The sequence below is a fragment of the Enterococcus sp. LJL120 genome, from assembly GCF_054871765.1.
The window spans coordinates 310,264-334,720 of record NZ_JBTXLV010000001.1 but is presented as its reverse complement, the minus strand read 5'-3'; the positions used below and the strand labels follow the sequence as shown (position 1 = coordinate 334,720).

Here is a 24,457-nt window from a genome sequence, read left to right as displayed (position 1 = left end):
TTGGAGATATTTTGAAAAATTATTACGTAAAAATTCTCTTCAAATTCTTTTTATCATTAAAAAATTAAGATAGTCCGTCATCGAAGTTTTCCCCGCCTTTTTCCATCCGCAAAAACCAAAATTTCCTCAGACGAAATCAACGAACAATTTCGTCACCTTGTTACCTATCATTTTTAAATTTGTTATCTATAGGATTATAATTACTGCATAAAAAAGGTTTTATGGGAAGGATAATCACTATGGTTAAAAACAAAAATGCTGTCGCTCTGATCTTGGTTACCATTGCAGTCGCTGTTTCCTATTTGTTGTTACACTTGACTGGTTTGAGCACTAACATATTGACAATTCTCGGGAGCGGTTGGAATGCTGTTTTAGCTGGATTAGCTGGCTACTTTTTACTGAAGAAGCTCTTTACCAACCAATTCAAGCACTTTAGCTTAAAAACCAGCCTATGGGGAGTTCCATTAACCCTAATAGTCGGTCTTGGCTTTGGTTTGTTCTATTCAACACTTTTTGGAAGTATTACTCAAAATACAATTGAAAACAACTTTCAGCCAATGATTTTATTAACACAAGTACCCTTGATGATTATGGGAGAAGAAATCATCAGCACTAATCTTTTACTAGCATTAAAAAAACTTGGCCTCTCCTTTACAGTTGCTTCAATTATTGTAAGTATTCTGTTTGCTTTCTGGCACGTCACCGCCTATGGACTGCATCCGTTACAGTTATTATTTACCTTAGCTCCCGTGCGTTTTTTGCTTAATTACCTCTGGCATAAATCCAATAGCATCTGGGTCAGCTGGCTCTGCCATTATCTTTACGATGCTGTAACTTTGCTACTTCCGCTTTTGGGAAGATAGGAAACATACTACAAAAAACCACGCTGTCGCAATCCCCTTTTCAAGGAATTGCAGCAGCGTGGTTTTTATCTTTTAAATTAAATCAAATCATTTCAACCTTAGTAATTTTCACTTGCATGTCGCCGCCGGGTGTGGCGATGGCTACGACATCATCCACTTCTTTGCCAAGCAAGGCTTGGGCAATTGGTGAATCATTTGAGATACGACCAGCAAATGGGTCGGCTTCGGCACTGCCGACGATGGTGTATTCTTCTTCTTCGCCGTCAGGCATTTCGATAAAGGTCACCGTTTTACCGATAGAGACCTCATCGCTATTCACATTGTTATTGTCAATGATTTCAGCAAAACGCAGCATTGTTTCAATTGTGGTGATGCGGCCTTCAACAAAGGCTTGCTCATCTTTTGCTGATTCGTACTCTGAGTTTTCAGAAAGGTCACCGAAACTGCGAGCCACTTTGATACGTTCGATGATTTCTCCCCGTTTTACTGTTTTTAAATTTTCTAATTCTTCTTCTAACTTGGCTTTACCATCAAGTGTCATTGGATAAACTTTATCCGCCATACTAATCTTCCCCTTTTTTTCTTCCATCTATTATAGTCTTGATTTAATTTAATTGTTATTGATTGGTCTATTTCTCGGGTTAAATCGAAAGCAACCCCTTGCAGAGAAAAATCACTCCACAAAAGGTTACCATGACTTAGAATAATTGTAAACTAGTTATTCACATATTCCTCAACTAGTTGTTGATGCTCTTCATATGTTTCTGCGAAATAGACATCTCCTGTATCAACGTCAGCGACAAAGTAGTAATAATCATTTGGCGTCGGATTCAAGGTCGCCTCAATCGAAGCCAAACCTGGCGAATCAAACGGCCCTGGTCCATAACCAGTATTGGTATAGAGATTATAAGGTGAATCCACTTCTAAATCGTCGTAAGTGACAACTTCCTTGTGCACACCTAACGCATACAAAATCGAAATATCTGATTGCAACGCCATGCCAGCATTAATCCGGTTAATAAAGACTTGCGCAATATTCGCCCGATCTTCAGCCGTCACACCTTCCCGCTCAACCAATGAAGCAAGCGTTAAGAATTGCTGCACAGTGTAGCCTTGATTTTGAATACTTTCAAAATAAGGACTCAAGGTATCATACATCGCCGCCACCATTTGATCTGCTAAGCCTTCAGCAGTCGTCGTGTCTGCGTAAAAATCATAAGTCGCTGGGAATAAATAACCCTCTAAGCGATATCTCACACCCTCCGCCTCGCTCGCGCTCGTCAGCATTTGCGGATACAGCGCTAAAACTTTTTGGAAATAGGCATCGTCGTTCATCAAAGCTAAGAAGTCATCAGCGGTAATCGCACCCTCCGTTGAGGTTTCGATAATATCGGCAATGCTGGCGATATCATTGCCCTCCGGAATAACGATCTTAGCATCAGCAATCGCCTGCGGCTCAGCCGTCCCACCAGCCTGCAGCAACGTCGAAATCTCATCCAGCGTCATGTCAGGCGACATTTGGTAATAGCCCGACTGGAAGCCGTCCACATTATTAAATTTTGTCCAGTAATTGAAGACTAGCCCACTGACAATCACATTGTCATTTTCCAAAATCTCACCAATCTCTTTATTCGAAGACCCGCTTGGAATATTGACCTGCACTAGCTGTGAATCTTCAGCATCCCGCGGCTCCAAAGCCCCTTGAACAAAATTGTAGAAGGTCACACCTAAAATCGTTCCCAAGACAACCAGCGTTGCCACCACAATTAAAACAATCCGCCGCACAACTTTTCGTTCCTTCTTGCGGGTTTCAAATTTTCTTTGACGAGGCGGTAGCTCGGCAATCTCTTCTAGAGTCGGCTCTGAATCTTCCTTTTTAGTCTCGTGAATATCCTGCGACCGTGAGCCCACGCTGGAATAATCAATATCCTCAAGACTTGGCGTTGGCTGCTCGTTAACTGGCGGCAGCGGCCCTTCTGTGGTATCAGAAAAATCATTAGACTCTCGCCAACTAGGCGTGCCCGCTTCTGGCGAAGTTGGCGTATTTTCTAGATTACTGTCAACCGAATTCGTATCATTGGATTCAACATTTGTTGATTGTGTCCGCTCATTGGTTTCATTCCTCGGCGCAATCGGCTCGTCCATCCCTAGCGGCGTGGCATCATCAAAAATTCGCCGGGAAAACCGTGTCTCCCGTGCCCGCTCTTCATCCGTTTTTGCCCCGCCATTATCAGCACTATTATTACTGTCAGTCCCACCATTTAGGGACTGCATAATTTTGTCTTTAAAGGATTCCTCTGGTTTTTTATTATTATCGTCAGCCAAAGTTTTTCCTCCTTCATTTCATTCATTTAGTCATGCTTTCAGCCATTTCACAAAATAAAAAAGATGGCTAGCATCTCCTCGCTTCAGTGTTTTCTATAAAACAACACACTGCCTCACTATCATAACTCCTACAATTATACATGAAAGCCCCTCAAAAGAAAACCTGAAATCAAGGATTCCCCCACAAGTCAAGCCCCTGTAATGATTGCAAAATTGGTGCAATAAAAGAGCCGTCCAAACTTTTCTTTAGACCAGCTCTTAAATCGTTTGTTTGAATTTTTTAATTAGAAATTTTGCTGAAAGATAGCCGATAGTCGTCCCGATAAAGTTCAGCAGAATATCGCTAATCGCAAAAGTTCCCAGATAAAACACATATTGGATTGTCTCAACCCCAAAAATTGTCAGCAGCGCCGTCACAACATACTGCCAACTATTCGTCCCCAACCCATAAATCATCCCCAGCGGAATCAGAAACACAATGTTTAGGACTGCCTCAGAAAGCACTCGGTCATCCGCCTGAATAAAATCAAAAGGATTTAAAGACAGCGCCTGATAAGCTGTCGCTTTAGCAAATAACATGATGAACAATAAGAATAAATAAGTGCTAATTACCAAATACAAAAAGACCATTGAAATTTTCTTTAACTGATATTGAATGAAAAATAGCCACATCGCCAAAAAAAGAAACAAAAATAGAACCTGATAGGTATATTCAAAACGCTCCACTGCCCTCAGTAACCGGGGATAATGTGCGACCGTCGGCATCACGATAAAACGAATCAGAACATACGAAACAAACGCAAAAACGAAGGCTGATAGCGTAAATGAAAAAACGTTTTTCTTCATTTACTATTCACCTCCGTTTAGTCGTTTAATTTTCGTTAAAAATATCTCGGGTATAAACTTTCTCCTTCACATCTGCCAATTCAGGCTCAAAGCGATTCGAGACAATCACATCCGACATTTCTTTAAATTCTGCTAAATCTTTAATTACCTTCGAATTATAAAAATCATCGGCATCCAAAGTCGGTTCATACACGACGACCTCAATCCCTTTCGCCTTAATCCGCTTCATAATCCCCTGTATCGAAGAGTAGCGGAAATTATCCGAATGAGCCTTCATCGTCAAACGATAAATTCCAACTCTCTTAGGATTCCTTGCTAATATCTGCTCAGCGATAAAGTCTTTTCTCGTAGTATTAGCCTCAACAATTGCACCAATCAAATTATTTGGAACCTTATCATAATTAGCCCGCAGTTGCTTGGTATCCTTTGGCAAGCAGTAACCACCATAGCCAAAAGATGGGTTATTGTAATGAGTACCGATCCGCGGATCAAGCCCAACACCTTCAATAATCTGTTTACTATTCAGACCACGGGACTCCGCATAAGTGTCTAGCTCATTAAAGTAGGCTACTCTCAGTGCTAGATAAGTATTGGAAAATAACTTAATGGCTTCTGCTTCGGTTGAGTGAGTTAACAACACTTCCACATCTTCTTTGCGGGCGTTCTCTTTAAACATATCCGCAATTTCCTGTCCACGCTCAGAACATTCACCTACGATAATTCGAGATGGGTATAAATTATCATATAGTGCCTTGCCTTCCCGCAAAAATTCAGGAGAGAAGATGATATTTTCTGTCTGATATTTTTCTTTGATACTTTCAACATAGCCCACTGGAACAGTTGACTTAATGATAAAAACAGCATCAGGTCGAATTGCCAATGCTTGTTCAATGACATTTTCCACTGTAGAGGTATCAAAATAATTTTTCTTCTCATCATAATCTGTCGGTGTTGCAATAATCAGATAGTCGCCAAATAAAACGGCTTTTTCAAAGTCATTGGTGAACTCGGCATGCAAATCATCTCGTTCTAAAAACTCATGAACTTCCTGATCTTCAAGCGGTGAAACCCCTTTTTGCAGCATCAAGATTTTTTCTGGAACAATATCATACGCCATTACTGCTTCTTTTTGTGACAAGAGTAATGAGTTAGCCAGCCCGACATAGCCGAGGCCAAATGTAGAGATTTTCATGAGTACGCCTTCTTTGATTGTTTTATAGATAAAAAGCTAACGAAGTGTTATCCAAGTAGTAAATAAAAAAGCTATTTTTTTATTTTTAAATCAACCCAATAAAATCCAATCAAGGTTGCACTATATGCAACAATGCTAACGGAAACGGAAATTATTAAGGACCAAAAATTATTATCTATCTTAAGATTGACAATTGTGCAAACAATCCCAATCAAAATACTACCCACAAGAGGTGCTTTAAATGAACCCATAATTATTTTGAAATCGAAAATATCTTTAGCAAAATATATTGAAAAACAAAAAACTACTAATTCAGCTAAAACTGTTGCTATTGCTGCTCCGTTAAAATCAAGAAACGGAATAAGAGTAATATTCAGAATAAAGTTAACAACTGCTCCAGCTACGGTTGCAATTAAAATTTTTTTTTCACGTCTATGGGGTAAAAGGATTCCAACTGTAATAAAGCTTGCAAAAATTGATAAGATAATTGCAAAACTAAGAATTCTAAGTGATGTAAAACCACTTGTATAACTATCACCTGCAATAAAATATGTTATTTGATAGCTCATAAAATATAACCCCACCGTAGCGGGAACAACTAAGATTGCTAAAAATCTAAATACAGTTAATATTAGCTTTTGATATTCTTCCTGTCTCCCCTGTCTTAGATAAAGTGAAGCTCTTGGGAGTATTACGACAACAGTAGCATTCAATAATTGTTTAATAATTGTATAAATTCTAACGGACACATTGTATAATCCAACAGATTGATTGTCTTTTAAGATACCTAATAGAGTAATTCCAGAATTTGCATATATCGTTATCGCAAGAGTGTTAAAAAAAAGAATACCCATCGGTTTTATATGTTCTTTAAAATTTTTAACTATAACCAGTTTTAGGTGTATATATTTTCTAGAGTAGAAAAAACCAAAGATATTAGCTCCCCCACTAGCTAAAACACTTATCCAAGCATAAGTCACATAATCATTTGGAGTTTTCACAAATATAAACATCATTATTAATGCTACAAATTGAACTATTATACTTCTTAATGTAACATATGCAAAATCTTCATAAATTGTATACAGCCACTCAACACCTATAGTAGTAAAAAAGATTGTCAAGCTTTGAATAAGAACCAAGACCTTATAGTCTCTCAAATTTTGAAACAGAAGTAATGCTATTATTAGTAATATATATGAGAAAATTGTTGTGAAAACATTTATGCTAAACACTTCATCGGCAAAAACACTCAATCTCTTTTTATCTTCCCTTAAAGAACTGCCTTCTCTCACGGCATAATTTGAAATGCCTAATGCAGCTATTAAAGCAAAATAACTTACTACTGAATTAGAAAAAGTAAACTTCCCATAATTTTCAACTTGTAGAACTCTTGATATATAAGGAAAAGTCACTAATGGAAATGCTATTGCACAAAATTGCCTAATCGTATTTAAAAGAGCATTCGCTGCTAAAGATTTAGATTTAAACATTAATCTCATCCTTTTCATCCACATCGATATACTTTATAATTCTAGCTGGATTTCCACCAACAACACAATATGCAGGAACATCTTTAGTAACTACTGCACCAGCAGCAATAATCGAACATCTCCCGATGTTTACGTTTGGCAGTATTGTAACATTTTCACATAACCAACATTTTTCACCAATAATTACTGGACCTTTACTATATAATTTCCTATCACTAGGAGCTATTTCAGTTTCGTCTCTAGAACTATTTCCATGAGCATGATCTGTAATAAAAACATTACTACCCAATAATACGTCATCAGATATTACGATATTGTTAATAGCGCCAATATGACATTTTGAATTTATTTTGACGTTATTTCCAATCTGAAGTTTTGGTGAAAGTTTTTGATTTTTATATTCCCCCCAAGCTTCAATACGACAACTTGGACCAGCATAAAAATTATCACCAATAGTAATGAACTCTCCTCCAAAAACTGAAAAATTTTCTAAGATCCTAGGTTTTTCACCAATTGAAGATATTTTATTAGATTCTTGAATTGATACTAATTTATTTATTTTATTGATAATCCTACTGATTATTTTAATCAAATTACCGCTCCTCATCAGAGACATATTTTAAGTAAAAACTAATATACCTTCTTTAACGTGTTGATAATTTCTGAAAACTGTGAGTCAGTATCTAAATAGCTCTTCATACTCTCTTGAGCATAATTATTAGTTTCACTCTTCTTAATTGCCTGATTGATAGCGTCAGCAATATTTTCAAAATCTGATTTTTCAACAGAAATTATTTTAGAACTAAATGAAGTTAAGTCTTTGCATACAAAAGAATTAGTAACTGTATATAATCCAAATGTTGCCATCTCTAAAGGGGGATAGCTAGGATGTGGCGATGCCATTAGCGAAATACCAACCTTGCTAGTTAGCAAATACTCTGAATAAGATTCTAAGGAGAGCTTTCCTTTAGATATAAGTTTAAATCCATTGGACAGTTTAATATCTCGATGATTTGCACCTAACGAAATAAAATTCCAACTGTTGTCTGGTCGATATTTTTCAATAAAGAGATTGATTGAATTTACAGCCAATCCAAAACAATTCCTGTCCTCAAATGGCCTCCCGTACAATAGAATATTTTTTTTTCTTTTTGGCATATTGTCATTTTTTTTATTATTAAGAATGGTCTGCATAGACAAATTTAAAACAGGTGAAAAATGATAACTCTCCGAAAAGTGATAGCCTAATAACTCAAAATAATCTTTTAGTGACTGAGAATTGAATATTGCTATTACATTTTTATCACGATATGTTGAATCGACCAACATAAATTCAGAAGACCAGTTAAAAAAACCAGGCTCGTAGTCTTGGATAAAATATATTGATTTTTTAAAATCAACAAAATTATCTTTTTGAAATTCGTATAAGTCATCAAATATAAATTTAGTTCTCCACGAAGTAAATATAAAGATTTCATTTTCTCTTACTTGAAGACTATTTTCTTTTCGCCATTCAGGATCAATAGCAGAAAGAATAGTTTTTCCATTTAAGTTTTTCGAGTCTGTCTTAAGTTCAGTAATATCAAACTCAGGATATTCTTCAGATAAAGAACTATCTAATGGGATATCTGAAATTAAAATCCTTTTCTCGCACTTTAAATTATCAGCAAACTGACTAAAGAACTTTACAGCCGTACTTATACCACCAAAAACATATTTTTTGTTTATTTTTGGCAAAACTAGTGTAACTCTAAATTTATCAGAGTCAACGCTAGATTTCTCAAAAGAAACTTTTTTTAAATATGAATAATCTAGTGAATTATACTTGTTTCTTTTCTTTGTAATTAAACGATTTACAGACTTAATTATTTCCATTTGAATCTCCTAATTGACCATATTTTCATTAGCACCCATTTTTTTACTATAGTTCCTTAAAACCAATATGACACAAATACCAATATAAAAATAAGCCACAACATTACCTAAACCAACAAAGGGAAACGATGCTAAAAAACAAACTAGCCCTTTATCGAAATTAGAATAGTAACTGCTAGACATTACTGATATATTTTTAAAAATTACATAAACGAACACACCGTATAAAATTAAGTACCCAACAATTCCTATATCAAAAACTGTTTTCAATAATTCATTATCTAAAGAATATAGTGTTGAAACATTGGTAACCCATGCAGTGAAATTCATTCCAAAAAGAATTTTTAACGGTGATAAGGGTATTGTTGATATAAAATATCTCAAGCCTTCAATTCTACTTACAACAGAAGATAGATTCATCCCAAAATTATCAAAAACATTCAAATAATCAAGTGGGAAACTAACAACAAAAAAAGTAAATAAACTCTGACATATTGTAAAAATAATGATTGCCATTTTAACTAAGAAAAATTTTTTCTTGGTTAAAAGGTAATATATTATCAGAACTACAATTGTTGCTAAGTATATTATCCTAGTTAAAGTCATATAGACAACCACTAACGAAAAGATTACAAGAAGAATTTTTTTTGTCTTCTTAATATTACTGAATAATGATATAGAACAAAGTAACAATGCAAACATTCCCAATGTGAGCCCACTATCAGTTAATCCAAACGCTCTAACCTGTGCACCAAAAGTAAGATATGCATCTCGATTGCTGCTAACACCATTTAAATAAAAGACAGGGTTTAAATAGTACTCACCATTAAAAGTTGTTGGAACAATTGGTATATTTAAAACGTATTGAATAAATCCTATTACACATTGAATTAGGGAGAAAGAAAAGACAGTTTTTGTAATAACTTCGCTTGAAAAAAAATTTACTCTCACACTCATCACAACGAGAAGAATTAGCAAAGATAAATATCCTGTAACATTTATAAAAAAACCAGTTGTAACGCTAACAGTATCAACATTAATAAAGCTATTTAGTAAAAACAAAAAGAAGGTAGCAATAAACAACATGGTCGGTATTAAATAAATTCTTAAATTCTTAAATTTCATGGATAGATAAAAGCTTATAATAAATAAAAAAATTAAAATTATAGATATTCGAGATTGATCTAACAAAAGAAAAGAAGGGCTATTCAAAAGCAAATACACTTCTAAACCCATTCTTTTTGACATCTGCATTAACAAAAGAAAAATTGTAATAAATGAAAAAAATTTATGCTTTTGATTTGATTCACCATTCTTATAATCGATAGTCAAGTTATCTTCCCCTAAATAATTTAAAGTTTAAAATACAAATGCGAGTCGCTCAATTTGTTTTTACCAGCAAAACTCCATCTGCAATAAACGATTTTATAGATGGATATAACCCGATTCTTTTTAGATTGTATATCCAGCTCCTGATGCTCTTGTTTTGCAAATAATTAACTCTTACTTTGCTGTTTTTAATATAACACCCAATTTCAATTTTTTTATACTCAATGTTTTTCTTTTGTACTACTTCTATAAAATCGTAATAAACTCTGTACAGATTTATACCTTGTATTCTCTTCTCTATACTGGAAATCCTCCTGCTTGTAATGTCTAAGGCAACATTTTCACCAGTATACCTTCTCAATGTAAGAATTTTATCAGTTATATAAAAACCATTCATTAAACAAGCAATATAGCAAATTACCCAATCATGAGTTGGAAAATCAATTTGTTGATCTTTCAATTTATTAAGTATCGCAACTACGGGAGTAGCTTTGAATGCTAAGCTCATTCCAGGATAATTTACCTTTTTGATAAATTTATGAAGCCCAATCTGCTCTAATTTTTTTTCGTATCCTTGCCCATTACGATTTATAATATTCCCTTGATTGTCGATAATTTGAGTGTTGCTATGTATTGCCAATATTTGATCATGATTAAAAATTTTAACCATTTCTGATGTCTTATTTGGCAACCAAATATCGTCTTGATCACAAGTAAAAATAATCCTTCCAGAGCATCTATTAATACCATCTAGAAAATTATTAATATATCCCATATTTTCATCTCTAAAAATCATTTTCACAGCTATTCCTTTTTTTACAAATAAATCTTTATTACTTTCTATGATATTCTGAGTACTATCTTGTGAATTATCATCAACAAAAACTACTTCATCAATTTTCTTAGTTTGAGCTAAAATTGAGTCAATTTGTTCTTGTAAGTATTTCTCGCCGTTATATGTCGCTAAAACTACAGACAAGTTAACAATTTCATTTTTCAAATCCACATTTTTCATAATATTTGTTACTTAGCTCCTTTAAAATGAGAGATTTAGTTTTTTCAAAATCTAATATTGAATCATTATCATTTAAACAAATAATCTTATGTTCTCCACTTGAGATGTCCTTCAATACCTCCGGCAACTCAACCTCAAGATTATAATACTTACCAAAATTCGATGTACGAGGCACAAACTCACCTTTACAAATTTGCCAATATCTTACTAGCCAATGACTTATATCAGATTTAGTTCTAAACTTATTTTTTGAGGTTTCTATTACTTTTTTATTTTCAAGTTCTAATACTTCTTTATAAGTTGATTTTTTATAAGAAATAGGTATATGATCATCATAAAATCCTAAGATTCTGCTCCATGGAATTGTTAAAAAATTTTTTGTCAACTGTTTCCCATATTTGATATTAAAAAATTTTGTGAAGTTTTTTAATATTACATCATTTTTTGAAAAATATTCGTTAATAATCTCAACATTATTCAGCACTATGGAATCAATACTATTAATTTTTGGAATTATTGGGCTAAATATCCCAAAATCTCTAGGTAGATTTTTTTTAAAAAAATCTGTTTTTTTTACAGGAGCATTTATTATCATATCATCGTTGAAACTAACAAAATATTCGGATAAAGATTCTATATTTCCAAAATTCAACTCAATCACATTTGAATTAAAAGTTGGTAAAAATTCGGAATCTATAAAATCAATATGTTTTACTACCTGTAATTTATCATAGTCTATATTTAACCACTCAGGTAAATGTCCTTCAGTCACAAAATAGACTTTATTTACCCAAGGAGAATTTTTCTCAACCGATCGGAACCAATATTTCAAAAAATCCCAGTCCCTGTAACGAGATTCCGTGTTAATTGATTTTTGATATCCACGAGAGTATTTTTCTTTTTTTTTAAGCCAAATCTTATCATTACTATCCACCCAGGTAACAATGAAATCAATTTTTTCCACTTCTTATCAATCCCTAACTCGTTTTAGTCTTTTATAATAGTTTTTAATTTCCAGCATATGCGTAGTAATTGATTTTATCTTTGCTATTTCTTTTTCATTTTCTATTTTAGAAAGTCTCAAAGGAATATCATCAATATTTTCAAATCGAAACGACTCAGTTAGCAAATCCTTGCTTCCCACATTTGTACTTACCAATACTGCGGTTCCATAATTTAATGATTCTAATACAATAAAACCAAAAGTTTCTTTCCACATACTCGGTACAATTAACAAATCAATATTACTAAAAATCTCTCTTACATTTTTATTATTAAAACGTCCATGTTGATAAATACCTTCTAGATTTTCATTTGGAACATAACCATAAGTATGAAACTCATAATTATTAGGTAGTAAATCAACTATTTTCAAAAATTCTTCAAAACCTTTATATTCCTTGTCAGGTCCTATGTACCCAATCTTACACTTGTTACCATCCGGTTTCAGTATATTTTCAATAATAATATTCTTGTCTTTGATATCTGATTTTGTAATTGAAATCACTTGACTTAGAGCGGGCACTTCTATATTTTTTTTGAAAACAATTTCTGCTAGTGAGCTATTGAAATGAAAGGCAGTAATCAAAGAAAAAATAGATTTATAATATTTTTTAAGCTCTAAAAAATTCTCTTTTTCTGAATCATCAAGCGATGCTTCGGAAAATTTTTCTTTCATTTCTATACTCATTTTTTTTCTTTGTCTTACTCTTCTCATTACCCATCTAATAGATTTATAAAATGGTGTCTGAAATAGTCTTAATTTAGATGTGGACATAGCAGTTCTCGATACCTTTAGCCAGTTCTCAACAGTGTTATCCTCATCATAAGAACTCCCTTTAAAAAAAAAAGTAGGTTCTGGAAACAATCCATAATAATCGTGGGTTGTATAAATAATAGGAATATCTAACTCTTTTGCACTTTTAAAAAACTCTATATGAATCCCCATAAGAGTATGAACATGAATAACCTCTGGTCTTATTTCTCTTAAAAAATTTTTGTAAACTTCAGTAGAAATAGTTTTCATAAAATCATTGGGTGTTTTAATACCTCCAAATAAAGCTAAAGGCAGACTATTAACAAGTTCATATTTTTTTAAATGAGTATCTTCCTTTTTTTTTATAGACGTCTTATCAGATAGCAAATTTATTCTTCCAGGGTACAATACATAGATATCATCTCCATCTAAGCACTGGGCCTCCATTAAATCACTACTGTACCTTATAAGACCTCCAGTTCTAATTGGACTAAATCCTAAAGTATAGTGTAATATGCGCATTAGAACCTCCTACTAAAAAGTTCCTCGTATTCTTTAATAATTTTTCCCCAAGTAAACGCAGATAGTATTCTCTCCTTTGATGCTAAAGAGTACTCCTCAAAAATTTCATTTGAGAATTTCTCTACTTGATTTATTACATAGTCTAGTTGATTTTTTTTCCAATAGACCGCACTATTTAATCCAACTTCTCGATTAAATCCAACATCCAGTAATAAATTCAAATTAGTTGATGCTAAAGCCTCAAGCAATGAAGGATTCGTACCACCTACTTCATGTCCATGAATATAGGCAAATGCGTTTTCTCTAACGTACTTTAACAAATCTTGATCATAAACTGTACCGACAAATTTTATTCTTGGGTCCAAATCAAATTGTGTTTCACGCTTCAGTTTTTCATAAAACTTGTTTCGTTCAACATTAGTAATTAAAACAAGGTCCTTCTCAGACTTTGATTGCATAAATTCCTTAATCATTACTTCAAAATTATTTTCAGGAACAAAGCGGCCCACAACTAAGTAATAATTCTTCTCGCTAATCTTTTTTTCAGTGAACCACTTTCTCACAACTGAATTATCTTTGGTGAATATCGATTGACCTGTTTCTGTTCCATAGGCAATGTAAGTTGTTTTGGGATGATAATCTTGATAGTTAGCTTGAACATATTTTTCTATATTTTTGCTATCGCAGATTAATAGGTCCGCATATTTAACCATTAAACCTTCCGAATGCTTCCAATAATGCCTTACAGGGTAACTCCATTTAGCTCGCATCCATTCGTGACCATCAGGATTAACAAATAGTCGCCCATCAATTTTTTTTATTCTTTTTTCAAAAAAACCGATGAATGGGCCAATTCTACAGGCCAAGACATAAAAAATTGGTTGAATATCCCTGTTCTTCTTGGCTAATTCAATTGCATAATTTAAAGCTGCAATATCATAATATATTGCTCTAGCTGGTCCTATATTAGGCACGTCAATATTAAAGCACTTTGCGCTATTATACTCAAAGTGCTTATCAGTAATCCCTGATTTTAAAGAATTTTCAGACATGCAAGCGACATGATACTGAATACCTTTGCTTTGTCTATATTCTGTAAGCTTTTCAACAAATGTTTCAAAGCCACCATATTTTGCAGGTATCCCTTTTGATCCAATAATATAAATGTGTTTCAAATTATTCACTTAATATGCCCCGTTTTTTCCGAAAAGAATAGTAATTGTTTTCAAAATAATTTTAATGTCATTGGAAATTGATTGCGTTTGAACATATTCAATATCCCACTCAACCATTTGATTAAAATGTACATCATTACGGCCTCTAACTTGCCATAAACCAGTACATCCTGGTTTAACAAGTAGTCGCTGCGTATCATATGGAGTGTATTCTTTCACTTCGCGAGGAAGCGGTGGCCTAGGACCAACTAAACTCATATCACCATGAATTACATTTACGAACTGGGGTAATTCATCAATGCTAGTCTTACGAATTATTTTTCCAATTTTAGTCACTCGCGGATCTTCTTTAGCTTTAAACATGGCACCTTCAATTTCATTCAAATGAGCAACTTCAGCCAATTTCGCCTCAGCATCTACACACATTGAACGTATTTTGTACATTTTGAAAGTTTTACCATTCTTTCCAACACGGGTTTGGGAAAATAAGAATGGTCCGGTGGGTTCTTCCTTCTTCATCATTATCCAAACAACTAAGAGAATAGGCAAAGATAATATCAAACCAACACTACCACCTACAATATCCATTGCTCGTTTCACAAATAGGAAAAAGAAGTGCTGATTTGTATCTTCAGCATCCATTAATTTGACAGTTGTTTTAATATGCTCAGGATTCAAAAACGTTTCTTCCTTTGAAGTATTTCTACCCATTTCCACCATTCATCATCCCCGTTAATTTTTTTTAAAACAAATATCTAATTTCCGTAGTAATAGTAATATCCCTTATCACTAGCATCCTTAGAGCCGTTATACACAACTCCAAGCACATGTGCTTTGGTTAATTCAAGTAATTCTTTGGCCTTCATCACAGCATCTTTTCTAGTAACATCTTCGCGTACTACTAAGATAGTTCCGTCAGCTTTTGATGATACAATCTGAGCGTCCGTTACGGTAACAACAGGTGGCATATCGAAAATGATAATGTCATACAGACGACTTAATTCATCCATTACAACATCAAACCTTACAGAACCTAATAGCTCTGAAGGATTTGGCGGTTTAATCCCACTAGTTACTACAAACAAGTTAGGAACATGAGTAGCATTCACAACATCACTAACTTGCGTTTCTGTACTTAGAATCGTGCTCAGTCCACGATTATTCGTTAACCCAAATGATTTATGAACAGTTGGTTTACGCATATCTGCATCAACCAATAAAGTTCTTTGACCAGAATTCGCAAAAACAACTGCTAAGTTAGCTGATGTTGTTGATTTCCCCTCTCCAGGTCCAGACGAGGTGATAACAATTGTCTTAATTCGCTTATCTGCAGAAGAAGAAAATTGAATATTCGTTCTGATTGTCCGATATTGTTCAGTAATTGGCGAACTCTGATCTACCATACTAATCAAGCTTACTGCAGAAGTTTCTTGTTCTTTATTATGCTTTTTTGCCATGATATCCTCCTACACCCGTCGCCGTGTTCTTCTTGAGATTTCTTCATTGATATTTTCGGAGCTTGAGCTCTGAGTTTGTGGAGTACCAGGTTGAATTGCTGGTCCAGCACTTGTTTCAGTTGCTTGATTAATTGTTGTCGCTTTTTTAATAGAAGAATTTAATTCTTTGGCAGCCATATTAGGTACTACACCTAATACTGTAAAACCAAGAGTTTCAGTAACAAAACGATCATCTTTAACAGTGCGGTCCAATAGTTCAAATAAGAAGGCTAAGCCAATACCTACTATGAAGCCAAGAACAATTCCAATAGCTAAGTTTAAGGTGTTATTTGGAGAAACAGGAGACATTTCCGCTTGTGCTGAGGAAATAATCGAAATCTGATCAATTGTATTATTCAAAACCTCTGCAGCAGTTGTTTGGAAAATATTTGAAGTGACATTCGCAATATTTTGTGACATCACTGGATCGTCGGTTAAGGCTTGAATATAGAACATCAAGGAATTGTCAGTATTTTGCACAACTGAGATGGCTTCTCTTAAATCTGATGTCGATAAATCATACCCATATTCTTCAGATAAAGATTGTTGCACAGCATCAATCACTCGGTCACTAGTGATTAACTCAGTATAAGTATTAATCATTTGTAAATTCGTATTGACATCATTGACAGTGGTAGTGCCTGAAGCATTCTGTGGTAGCGTCACGATAATTTGCGATCGTGAACTGTATTCTGGTGTAATTACAAAGAAGGTTACTACACTGGCAAGCCCTAACCCGACAAAGGTCAAGGTGATAATCAATGCCAGACGTTTTTTTAAAATGTTAAATATTTCCCTTAAACTAATTGTCTCTTCCATCTTATCTCTCTCTCTTGTATGAATTGCATACTAAATTAATAATTATAAGTCGTTCCGTAATCTGTTGAGCTGGAGCTAGTGCCATAGCCACTATCAGACGAACTACTTGAAGAACTGCTGCTCGAACTTGAGCTTCCGCCCAGTAGACTTAATAAAGTAGCTAGCTGAGCTTCTAACTCGCCACGAATATTAGTGTTAGCAACATTGCCGATACTGCTTTGTAACGAATAGTAATTATCATAATCGGCATCGTTGATTAAAGCACCATCAGCCATTAAATTATTGAACTCTGCTCGAATAGTATCCACTGTTGTGACTTGTTCAGATACATGGTTAAGATATGCATTGGCTAATTCTTTCCAAGCGCCATCTTCAAAGTTGGCAACTTCTGCTTGGACAACAGCAACTTCATCGGCGGTTAAATCATCCCGCATTACTGTGCCCTCAGCATAATTTACCCAATCACTTGGAGCGACTGAGAAAAGAGCGTTGATGGAGTCTTGCATCCGCACTTTGTCTAAAGCTTGTTGCGATAAAGCCAGCAAAGCTGTTTTTTGGTTGGCAATATCTTGTAATGAGCTTGGCAGGTCACTATCAGAAATATCAAAGTCGGAACTTGAGGTTAAAATTTGATTTAGTTGGGTGATGCCTTGATTAATAGTATCAGTTGTAACACCCGCTGTTATAAATTGCTGATTTTCATCGGTAAAGTAGCCGTTGACTGTGGCAGTTAAGGCAGCGATGGTTGCGACACTTTCATCTGCACTGCTTTCAGCATGTTCTACCCTTGCTTGATTAATTCGGCTGGCATAGCTGCGGTACCCAATAAAACAAGTTCCCACTGAAGCTATAATAATGACCCCTACTAAGACCGTTCTCAGAAAGGACGACTTCATTCACTTCACTCCTACAAAAATTATTTTTTTTTGAAAATGAAACTATTATTTCATCCATTTTCATTTTTCTTAAGTTAATTTCATGTTATCCACCCATATCCACAGGCATACCATAACAATTCTACTTTGGCGAAAAACCTTTGTCAATGTAAATCGGATTTAAAAAACTTCAGAAAAACAATTGCTCTTTATATAAAATAGGTTTTTTGAAGTAAAAAATAGCAATTATGACTAATTCCTTAGTTTCCACGGGATTATTCAGTGGATTCTGCTGATAAGCAGAATCTTAATTTTTTTTAAGCTCAGCTATTACTTTTTAAAACCAGCTAAGACTTTTCTTAACTTTCTTAATTTCCGGAATCTCGACTGGATCGCCATTTACCAAATTTCGGGTGATATCCATCATCTCATCGACCTTTTCTTGGCCATAACGCTTGCCAATTTCCTCATAAGCCTCCTGCAAATAAAAATTGCGGCGGTTAATCCCATGAGCATCTGAAGCAACCATATGCAAAAGGTTGCGGTCCATCATGTCAAGTGCAGTTTTCTTAATGGATTTTCCAAATTTTCCGACAATACTTGGGGCGGTCAGCTGAGTCAGCACTCCCATTTCAATAAAAGGTTCTAACCGGGTGATGTCTTCTCTGAATCCAGCGTTCCGTTCTGGATGTACAATCACTGGGACTTTTCCGCGACTCAGGAGTTCATAGAAAACTTCTTCGGCGTAATTAGGGATTTCTGATGAAGGAAATTCAATCAGAATATATGTATTGTCCAAATCGGTGAATAAAATCTCACCCTTATTGATGGCTGGCAGTAAATCGCCAAACAACCGCACTTCCTGACCTTCCATCAAAGTAATCTCAATCTGGTTGTCATCAAAAACTTCTTGTAGCTCGCCAACTTTGCGAATAATATCAGTAGCGTAGTTCAGATAGACACCATTGTGGTGATGGGGGGTGCATAGAATATGGGTGATTCCCTGGCTGACTGCTTTGCGACCCATGTCGAGACTGTCTTGAATCGTTTGGGCGCCATCGTCAACATCCGGCAAGATATGACAATGTAAATCAATCATGCTGCATCTCTCCTCAAGCTTTTCTTGTATTTAATAGGTATGTTTTTTTCAATCTGCTCTACATTATACACCAAAACACTGGTGCTTGCAGTGGATTTTTAAAAACATAACACATTTTCAATCAATCATTTTGCTCATCAGCCAGACATCTAAGAATGTGCCTTCTACTGTAACCGCTCCCCTTTCCATCACAGCCTCTCGTTGAAAGCCGAAATTTTGATAGAGGTTGACAGCCCGTTGATTACGGGCTTGAACGGTTAATTCCAAGCGCCGGGTTATTTCAGTTTCTTGGGCCCAGAAAATTAATTCCTCTAATAAGGCTGTTCCCAAACCAATTCCCCAAAATTCTTTTAAAATGCTGATACCGATTTCGCCGATGTGGGCAATCTTCGGCGAGCTATCACTGTGAATGGAAGCCAAGCCGACGATGGCTTCGTTGGCTAGTGCCACAAACAAGACATTATTCTCGCTTTGGTAAATGGCGGCCAGCTGTAAAGCTTCTTGTTCTTCGGTTAAATTCAAGCCGGTTTCATCCATCACGAGAAAATCGGTTTCGCCACCGATTTTTTTACTGAGGGTTAAAATTGCTGCTGCATCTTCCGGTACAGCCTCTCTGATGGTGATTTCAATTTCTTCTGCCATGTTCTGCCTCCAAATGTGTTAATAATTTATTTTAGCTCAAGGGAATAATTTGGTAAACTGAGGAAAAGGATTTTTATTTAAATAGCAGGCACATTTTTTCAACTTCTTATTTATATAACAAATTTGGTCATGTAGAGTAAGCTTATAATGAAATTTGCGAAGGCTTACATAGAAAAGGGGTACACTGTGAAACATAAAAAACGCTGGCTGATAATTCTCGGCCTTTTACTTATTTTAGGGTTAGGCTTTTTGATTGTACGGGACAATCATCAGGCGCTTGTTCATTTGCTTCATCCGCAAATTTCTTCAAAGGAATTGCTGGCGGATTTTCGAGCCCATCGGTTTGGAGATGGTTTTGTGCTGATTGCCTTAATTATGGTGATGTGTGCTGTACCGGGGGTGCCGAATTCTGTTGTCTGTATTTTTGCGGGAGTCTGTTATGGTCCGCTATGGGGCTTGGCAATTAACTTGGTTGGCAATGTCGGCGGCAATTTACTCAGCACGCTGGTGACTAAAAAATTTGGCGTCTCTAAAGATACTCAGAAAATTGCCCATATTATGGAGGATATTTCTAATTTTAAATATCCTTTGGTTGGAGTGACCATTGGCTACATGGTGCCCTTTATCCCCTCTTTTTTAGTGAATTATACTGCGGCTCATTTAAAATTTAGATTTCCTGCACTGCTGGCAGCTATTGTCTTAGGCTGTTTGCCTAGTTCTTATCTCTATGCCTTTGGTGGAGATGCGATTTTTAATGGTTCCCATGAAAAAGCTATTGCAGCGATTGCCGCTGTGCTTTTATTGGTTTTACTGTATGGTTTTATTCGCCGGCGCCATCGCCAAGCGCCGAAAACTAAAAAAAGCTGAGACATATGAAGCGCCCCTCAAAGGTTAGGCTTAAAACTAACTTTTGAGGGGCGCTATTTTTACTTAATCCGCCGACAGCAATTCTGATTTTTTAATTTTAGCAAAAATTCTTTTTTCAAAGTCGTGGCTTTTTGCGCCGTTACTTTGAAAATCAATTTGCCGTTGATTTTCGTTGTGCTCATTTTTTTCGATAATTAATTCAAGGTAATCCTCTGGCAAGCTATCCTCTAAAAGCGTGCCCCACTCAATGACCGATAAACCCTCGCCTTCAAAATATTCATCTAAGCCAAGATCATCTGTTTGTCCCATGAGGCGATAGACGTCCATATGATAAAGTGGCAGGCGGCCGTTTTCATATTCGCGAATAATGGTGTAAGTCGGACTTTTTATCATCTGGGAGATGCCTAAGCCCTTGGCGATTCCTTTGGTCAGGGTTGTCTTGCCAGCGCCTAAATCACCGGTCAACACCAAATTGTCACCGGCTGCAGCGACTTGGCCGATAATTTCCGCTAATTTTTCAGTGTCTTCTAAATTTTTAAGCAGCATAATTTTCTCCTTAGCGCATCCAATTTTTCCTAGCATAGCACGGATTGACCGAAAAAATAAACTACTTTCTTTTCGCAAAAAAAGCTGCGGACTAATTTCAACAGCCAATTAAGGAAAAGAACGGTTTTTTCGTGACAGGTTTGCCTACAAAATTACCGATTTCACTTAAATTGGTGCAAATTAGCTCGCAGCTAACCAATTTGGCCTTTTTTAGTCCAAAAGTGTTTGAGTTGCAGTGATAATTGCCAGTTTATAAACGTCTTCTTCGTTCGCTCCCCGAGATAAATCGGAAACTGGTTTATTTAAGCCTTGCAAAATTGGTCCGATTGCTTCAAAGCCGCCGAAACGTTGAGCGATTTTATAGCCGATGTTGCCTGATTGTAAATCTGGGAAAACAAAGACAGTTGCTTGGCCGGCCACTTCAGAATTTGGTGCCTTTAAAGCCGCTACTGAAGGGACATAAGAGGCGTCAAATTGTAATTCGCCGTCAGCTTTTAAATCAGGAGCCATTTCATGGACTAATTTAGTTGCTTCAATCACTTTATCAACTTCTGGTGATTTTGCTGAACCCTTTGTTGAGAAGCTAAGTAAAGCAACTTTAGGGTCGATGTCAAACAAGGCCGCTGTTTTAGCAGAATCCACTGCGATTTCAGCCAACTCTTGTGCATTTGGATTAATATTGATACCGCAGTCAGAGAAAATGTATTTTTCTTGGTCACGGCCACGAACCATTAGCATTGCGCCACTCGTACGGCTGATACCAGGTTTTGTTTTAATAATTTGTAAGGCAGGACGTACTGTTTCACCCGTTGAATGAATGATTCCGCTGACCATGCCATCAGTAATGCCCATGTATGTCAACATCGTACCAAAGTAATTGACGTCTTTTAAAATCTTTTCAGCGTCTTCTTTGGTCACTTTACCTTTACGGCGTTCGACAAAGGACTCAACCATTTCGTCCCAACGATCAAATTTATCTGGGTCAATGATGGTAAATCTTTCCGTTTTCAATCCACGGTCATGAGCGGCTGCAACGATTTCTTCTTTGTTACCGATTAAAACCGGTTCCAATAATTCCTCAGCGTATAAACGCGCTACAGCGCCCAAGATACGCGGATCAGTTGCTTCTGGAAAAACGATTTTAATGTTACGGTCTGCGATTTTTTGTTTCATACTTTCAAAAAGTTCCACGGGATTTCCCTCCACACAATTTATAATTACCCACATATACTAACACAAATTGAATACAGTTTCCAGAACTGTGTTAGCTATCTTAACTGAATTTTTTCAAGATTTCACGAAAAAAATTTTGTTTTTATTGTAACAGACAAGAATAATTTTAAACAGAAGCCGGTAGCCGCCAATCAATTGGTGTTTCTCCTAGAGCAATCAGTGCTTGATTAGCTTTTGAAAAGGGTTTAGAGCCGAAAAACCCACGATAAGCCGACAGCGGACTAGGATGCGGCGCCATCAGGATAATATGGCGGTTGCCGTCAATCATCTTGGCTTTTTCCTGAGCCGGTTTACCCCACAAAATAAAAACAATTGGCTGCTTTCGTTCATTTAGTTTTTCAATGATGGCATTGGTCAGCTCTTCCCAGCCGTGATTTCGATGAGAATTGGCTTGACCGTTTCTCACTGTCAAAACGGTGTTCAATAAAAGCACGCCTTGTTTGGCCCAAGCAACTAAATTACCATGCTTAACTGGCTCAATACCTAAATCATTCTGCAGCTCCTTGTAAATATTAACTAACGAAGGCGGGATTTTAACTCCCAGCTGTACAGAAAAGGCTAAGCCATGGGCCTGATTCGGTCCATGATAAGGATCTTGCCCTAGCATCACGACTTTGACCTTTTCATAGGGCGTCAGCTCCAAGGCTTCATAGATGTGATACATATCCGGATAAATCGTCTGACTCTGATATTCCTGTTTCAAAAATTGTCGCAGCTGCTGGTAGTATGGTTTTTGAAATTCCTCGGCTAAAATTTCCTGCCAGCTATTCTCAATAATTGTTTTCATTTTTCCTCCTTCTCTGCTATGTAGCTTGGGTCCTGTAATATTTTGCGGCTCAATAAAAGACAGCTGACTAACACTAGCTGATACAGGGTGAACAATCCAATAAATTCAATTTTTTTCAGACTCCAGGTTAAAAAGATTATGTCCAATACCCGCAGTGGATCTGTTAGAAAATAAATCGAATGCAGCCGTGGTGCAAAACGGCCGGCATACATGGCCAGTGCGGATAAAATACAAATGGTCACTACAAAAATTGGTCGAAAATATTTCCCCAGTGAAAAGCGCTCTTGGTAAAATTTGGCCAGCAGCAGCATTTGCGTGAAGCCCCAGCTTAAAAAGGCCACTACTACAATGGCCAACAATAAAATTTGACCCCAGCCGAATAAATTTTCTTGGCTGACCCGAGTGGCATTGTCATAGAGCTGATATAAATCCGTGTGAACGATGTCCGTGCCTAAATAAGGGATGTTGGGGAAAAACAGCAGCCAAAATGCTGAGGCCCCTAAAAGCAGAAATTTATTTTTCAACTTAGGTATTTGAAATGCTATTTCTATGGGAATGTAGGCCAAAAAGCCATTTAATACTAAAAAGTCAAAGGGGGTGTCATAGGTGATTGCGATTAACAAGACCACCATTCCCCGAATTAGCCAGCGATAAATAGGTTTTCCTCCTCAAAATTTCTCAAGTTTTATTATGCCAGTTCTGCTGGGAAATTTCTACTTGGAAGTTGATGAGATTCTCGGTAAATAACAAGAAAACTCACGAAAAATATGATAAACTGGATTGGTGGAAGGTTGGTGTAAAATGATAAAATTAATCGCCTCAGATATGGATGGCACTATACTAAATACGCAAATGCTGATTTCAGAAGAAAATGCACAGGCTGTAAAGGATGCCCAAGCACAGGGCATTGAGTTTATGGTGGCGACTGGTCGCAATCGCCAAGAAGCTCTATCAGCACTGGATGACGCTGGGATTCACTGCGCTATGATTTGTTTAAATGGCGCTCAGGTCTTCGATAAAGAAGGCAACATCCTCTTTAATGCGACGATTTCAAAGGAAGAAACCTTAAAAGTTCTCGATGTTTTAGATCAGGCCGGTATCTATTACGAAGTTGCCACCAATAACGGTGTTTATTCAGAAAATCAGACCAAACGAATCGAAAGCTTTGTCGCAATGATTACAAGCCATTTAGAACATATCACCTATAAAATGGCCGTGGCGATGGCTTCAGCTAATTTAAAGCTACTGTCGATTCATTACGTGGACAGTATCCGAGAAGAATTGAAAAATCCGGATATCGAAGTCTTAAAGGTTATCTGTTTTTCTATTGAAGGCGGCAAAATTTTAGAACCTGTCGGGGAAAAAGTTTCCGCATTAGGCAGCGTTGTCGTGACTTCTTCAGGCTTTAATAATATCGAAATCAATCACAAGGATGCCCAAAAAGGGATTGCTTTGCGACATGTCGCCAAAGACCGGGGCATTGACTTAGACGATGTGATGGCCATCGGTGATAATTTCAATGATGTCAGTATGCTGCAGATTGCTGGTGTCAGCTTTGCCATGGGCAATGCTGAACCGGGAGTCAAAAATTTTGCAAAATATGAAACAGACACCAATTTAGAAAATGGTGTCGGCAAAGCAATTAAACGGGCGATTGCCGAAAATTTGTAAGCTGTAATTGGGTTGTTGAGGAGGTGTCATA

The 24,457-nt window shown here is 36.2% G+C and carries 25 protein-coding genes; 3 read left to right on the top strand and 22 right to left on the bottom strand.

The window, feature by feature from the left end; genetic code table 11:
* Window positions 1-239: 239 nt before the first annotated feature.
* Window positions 240-863 (top strand): CPBP family intramembrane glutamic endopeptidase, encoded by a 624-nt coding sequence (locus ACYSNU_RS01665; RefSeq protein ID WP_461735487.1) that lies wholly within the window; start codon window positions 240-242, stop codon window positions 861-863.
* A gap of 82 nt (window positions 864-945) precedes the next feature.
* Here the strand turns inward: ACYSNU_RS01665 and greA are convergent, their stop codons facing one another.
* The 18 genes from greA to ACYSNU_RS01575 form a co-directional block, all read right to left on the bottom strand.
* Window positions 946-1,425, bottom strand: a complete 480-nt coding sequence (gene greA, locus ACYSNU_RS01660) for a transcription elongation factor GreA (RefSeq protein ID WP_461735486.1) — start codon at window positions 1,423-1,425, stop codon at window positions 946-948.
* A gap of 152 nt (window positions 1,426-1,577) precedes the next feature.
* On the bottom strand, window positions 1,578-2,774 hold the full coding sequence (gene mltG / locus ACYSNU_RS01655; RefSeq protein WP_461735755.1) for an endolytic transglycosylase MltG: 1,197 nt from the start codon (window positions 2,772-2,774) through the stop codon (window positions 1,578-1,580).
* Window positions 2,775-3,446: 672 nt separating this feature from the next.
* A complete protein-coding gene (locus ACYSNU_RS01650) occupies window positions 3,447-4,034 on the bottom strand; it encodes a VanZ family protein (protein ID WP_461735485.1) in 588 nt (195 codons plus the stop codon).
* Between the two features lie 25 nt (window positions 4,035-4,059).
* Complete coding sequence (locus tag ACYSNU_RS01645) at window positions 4,060-5,226, bottom strand: nucleotide sugar dehydrogenase (protein ID WP_461735484.1); 1,167 nt, start codon at window positions 5,224-5,226, stop codon at window positions 4,060-4,062.
* Window positions 5,227-5,297: 71 nt separating this feature from the next.
* A complete protein-coding gene (locus tag ACYSNU_RS01640) occupies window positions 5,298-6,719 on the bottom strand; it encodes a flippase (protein WP_461735483.1) in 1,422 nt (473 codons plus the stop codon).
* Entirely contained in the window at window positions 6,712-7,311 is a 600-nt protein-coding gene (locus ACYSNU_RS01635) for an acyltransferase (RefSeq protein ID WP_461735482.1), read from the bottom strand. The genes ACYSNU_RS01640 and ACYSNU_RS01635 overlap by 8 nt, the downstream gene beginning before the upstream one ends.
* Before the next feature lie 38 nt (window positions 7,312-7,349).
* Entirely contained in the window at window positions 7,350-8,594 is a 1,245-nt protein-coding gene (locus ACYSNU_RS01630) for a rhamnosyltransferase WsaF family glycosyltransferase (protein WP_461735481.1), read from the bottom strand.
* A 9-nt stretch (window positions 8,595-8,603) separates the two neighbouring features.
* On the bottom strand, window positions 8,604-9,926 hold the full coding sequence (locus tag ACYSNU_RS01625) for an O-antigen polymerase (protein ID WP_461735480.1): 1,323 nt from the start codon (window positions 9,924-9,926) through the stop codon (window positions 8,604-8,606).
* Window positions 9,927-9,975: 49 nt separating this feature from the next.
* Entirely contained in the window at window positions 9,976-10,938 is a 963-nt protein-coding gene (locus ACYSNU_RS01620; RefSeq protein WP_461735479.1) for a glycosyltransferase, read from the bottom strand.
* Window positions 10,913-11,902, bottom strand: a complete 990-nt coding sequence (locus ACYSNU_RS01615; protein WP_461735478.1) for a stealth family protein — start codon at window positions 11,900-11,902, stop codon at window positions 10,913-10,915. Before ACYSNU_RS01615 ends, ACYSNU_RS01620 begins: the two co-directional genes overlap by 26 nt.
* Window positions 11,903-11,908: 6 nt before the next feature.
* Window positions 11,909-13,216, bottom strand: a complete 1,308-nt coding sequence (locus ACYSNU_RS01610) for a glycosyltransferase (protein WP_461735477.1) — start codon at window positions 13,214-13,216, stop codon at window positions 11,909-11,911.
* The gene (gene cps2T, locus ACYSNU_RS01605; RefSeq protein WP_461735754.1) at window positions 13,216-14,391 is read right to left on the bottom strand and encodes a beta 1-4 rhamnosyltransferase Cps2T; all 1,176 of its coding nucleotides are present in this window, start codon (window positions 14,389-14,391) and stop codon (window positions 13,216-13,218) included. Before cps2T ends, ACYSNU_RS01610 begins: the two co-directional genes overlap by 1 nt.
* 9 nt (window positions 14,392-14,400) lie before the next feature.
* Window positions 14,401-15,102 carry a sugar transferase gene (locus tag ACYSNU_RS01600; RefSeq protein WP_461735753.1) on the bottom strand — a complete coding sequence of 234 codons (702 nt, stop codon included), beginning with the start codon at window positions 15,100-15,102 and terminating at the stop codon, window positions 14,401-14,403.
* 44 nt (window positions 15,103-15,146) lie between these two features.
* Window positions 15,147-15,848, bottom strand: coding sequence for a CpsD/CapB family tyrosine-protein kinase (locus ACYSNU_RS01595; RefSeq protein WP_461735476.1), 702 nt, complete (start codon window positions 15,846-15,848; stop codon window positions 15,147-15,149).
* A 9-nt stretch (window positions 15,849-15,857) separates the two neighbouring features.
* Window positions 15,858-16,706, bottom strand: a complete 849-nt coding sequence (locus ACYSNU_RS01590) for a YveK family protein (RefSeq protein ID WP_461735475.1) — start codon at window positions 16,704-16,706, stop codon at window positions 15,858-15,860.
* Between the two features lie 35 nt (window positions 16,707-16,741).
* On the bottom strand, window positions 16,742-17,602 hold the full coding sequence (locus tag ACYSNU_RS01585) for a hypothetical protein (protein WP_461735474.1): 861 nt from the start codon (window positions 17,600-17,602) through the stop codon (window positions 16,742-16,744).
* Between the two features lie 316 nt (window positions 17,603-17,918).
* Window positions 17,919-18,680, bottom strand: a complete 762-nt coding sequence (locus ACYSNU_RS01580; protein ID WP_461735473.1) for a tyrosine-protein phosphatase — start codon at window positions 18,678-18,680, stop codon at window positions 17,919-17,921.
* A 117-nt stretch (window positions 18,681-18,797) separates the two neighbouring features.
* Entirely contained in the window at window positions 18,798-19,322 is a 525-nt protein-coding gene (locus ACYSNU_RS01575; RefSeq protein ID WP_461735472.1) for a GNAT family N-acetyltransferase, read from the bottom strand.
* Window positions 19,323-19,508: 186 nt separating this feature from the next.
* Here ACYSNU_RS01575 and ACYSNU_RS01570 point away from each other — a divergent pair, with 186 nt between their 5' ends.
* Window positions 19,509-20,189 carry a TVP38/TMEM64 family protein gene (locus tag ACYSNU_RS01570; RefSeq protein ID WP_461735471.1) on the top strand — a complete coding sequence of 227 codons (681 nt, stop codon included), beginning with the start codon at window positions 19,509-19,511 and terminating at the stop codon, window positions 20,187-20,189.
* 63 nt (window positions 20,190-20,252) lie between these two features.
* Here the strand turns inward: ACYSNU_RS01570 and tsaE are convergent, their stop codons facing one another.
* The 4 genes from tsaE to ACYSNU_RS01550 form a co-directional block, all read right to left on the bottom strand.
* Window positions 20,253-20,738 (bottom strand): tRNA (adenosine(37)-N6)-threonylcarbamoyltransferase complex ATPase subunit type 1 TsaE, encoded by a 486-nt coding sequence (gene tsaE / locus ACYSNU_RS01565; protein ID WP_461735752.1) that lies wholly within the window; start codon window positions 20,736-20,738, stop codon window positions 20,253-20,255.
* Window positions 20,739-20,945: 207 nt separating this feature from the next.
* On the bottom strand, window positions 20,946-21,926 hold the full coding sequence (gene pta, locus ACYSNU_RS01560) for a phosphate acetyltransferase (protein WP_461735470.1): 981 nt from the start codon (window positions 21,924-21,926) through the stop codon (window positions 20,946-20,948).
* A 148-nt stretch (window positions 21,927-22,074) separates the two neighbouring features.
* Entirely contained in the window at window positions 22,075-22,755 is a 681-nt protein-coding gene (locus tag ACYSNU_RS01555) for a uracil-DNA glycosylase (RefSeq protein WP_461735469.1), read from the bottom strand.
* Entirely contained in the window at window positions 22,752-23,378 is a 627-nt protein-coding gene (locus ACYSNU_RS01550) for a DUF1361 domain-containing protein (RefSeq protein WP_461735468.1), read from the bottom strand. The genes ACYSNU_RS01555 and ACYSNU_RS01550 overlap by 4 nt, the downstream gene beginning before the upstream one ends.
* 178 nt (window positions 23,379-23,556) lie before the next feature.
* Between ACYSNU_RS01550 and ACYSNU_RS01545 the strand changes: the two genes are divergently transcribed.
* Window positions 23,557-24,426 (top strand): Cof-type HAD-IIB family hydrolase, encoded by an 870-nt coding sequence (locus ACYSNU_RS01545; protein ID WP_461735467.1) that lies wholly within the window; start codon window positions 23,557-23,559, stop codon window positions 24,424-24,426.
* The last annotated feature ends 31 nt before the right edge of the window (window positions 24,427-24,457 follow it).